This window comes from Emticicia sp. (assembly GCF_049241225.1).
Taxonomy (GTDB): Bacteria; Bacteroidota; Bacteroidia; order Cytophagales; family Spirosomataceae; genus Emticicia.
Genome location: NZ_JBMLRC010000257.1, coordinates 1 through 1,336, shown reverse-complemented (window position 1 = coordinate 1,336; position 1,336 = coordinate 1). Strand labels below are relative to the sequence as shown.

Here is a 1,336-nt window from a genome sequence, read left to right as displayed (position 1 = left end):
TTGATGAAAATGGAAAAGTATTGATTATTAGCGATACTTTAGTAGATATTGATGCATTTTTGGCTAAGAGTTTTTAGGTGAAGAATGAAGATTCATAAGCCATGCTGATTGGCGAAGTGTATTAATTCGGGTAGTTTATTGGTGAATTTGACTAAATATGAAGATAAGGAAATTAATAATTCATTTCCATAATTGCTAAAATTAAAGGAGGTGATTTTATAAAACATTCATTGGATAACTTACTCTGCATCCTCCTCTTTTTCAAATACAATATTTTCGTAAATATCTGATAATGAAAGCGTTATCTCGAGTTTTTCAAGATTTATCACTGCGTTGGGTTCAGTAAATTCTTCATAAGTCCAAAGGGCATCATTGACTCTACTGTATAATTCAACGCTCATTTCGTACTGAGAAACCAGCATATAATACTGCACCGAAGCGATTGCTTTGTATTTTTTTAGTTTGACTGTTTTGTCATATTTTTCAGTGGAAGTGGAAAGAACCTCTACAATCAAACTTGGATGTGCTATTTTGTTTTTCTGCCTCAAATCAAACGGATTACAAGTCAGCATCACATCGGGGTATGGATAATAGAAATCTTTGATAGCTTCCAGTTTTACATTTTCTATAAAAATATCACAATGACTTTTCTTCGATTTTCTCAAAGAAAAGCCAACATTTTGTGCTATTCTATTATGATTCAGCGTTGTACCTGCCATTGCAAAGATTTCACCATCAAAATATTCATGGCGAATTTCACTTGTTTCTTCCAACGCAAAATATTCTTCGATTGTATAACGCTTTTTTTCGACCGATTCTCCCATAACTACTACTTGTTTTGTACAAATATAGTGATTTTCTTAATTCAGAGATATGTTTTGAAATATGTCAAACCGAATTCGGTGGCTGTAATTAATTTATAAAAACACAAAACCCCCACTAACTAAAAAATAGTGGAGGTCTATTGTGGTTTTAATAATTTCCTCTAAATTTGATAAAAAGCCATCAAAACTATGCAAACAACTGCTTTGATTACAAATATCATTTTCGATATTGCCTTTATCCCATCTCTAGTTCTAATATACGTTTCACTCTTTATATTCGATAACGGAACTAACGGCTCTGGTAGATGGCTGATGTTTACACTATTCAATGGGGTACCTGCCTCGATTCTTGTTACACAAATTATATCTTGGGTGGCCTATTCAAATGGCAATTATGATTTTGCATTTAAAGTCAGTTTAGTCCCTTTGATAGTTGTTCTTCTGATTGGTCTTTGGCTTTTGAGAGATTATCTCACAAAATAACTAACCTTAACTTCTCAAAGTTACTCTAT

General features: G+C 32.5%; 2 protein-coding genes. One reads left to right on the top strand and one right to left on the bottom strand.

What is annotated here, in order from left to right; genetic code table 11:
• Positions 1 to 239: 239 nt before the first annotated feature.
• Positions 240 to 824 (bottom strand): Uma2 family endonuclease, encoded by a 585-nt coding sequence (locus ACOVO2_RS13995; RefSeq protein ID WP_421770575.1) that lies wholly within the window; start codon positions 822 to 824, stop codon positions 240 to 242.
• 189 nt (positions 825 to 1,013) lie between these two features.
• On the opposite strand from ACOVO2_RS13995, the gene ACOVO2_RS13990 reads away from it, so the two are divergent.
• On the top strand, positions 1,014 to 1,307 hold the full coding sequence (locus ACOVO2_RS13990) for a hypothetical protein (protein ID WP_421770574.1): 294 nt from the start codon (positions 1,014 to 1,016) through the stop codon (positions 1,305 to 1,307).
• The last annotated feature ends 29 nt before the right edge of the window (positions 1,308 to 1,336 follow it).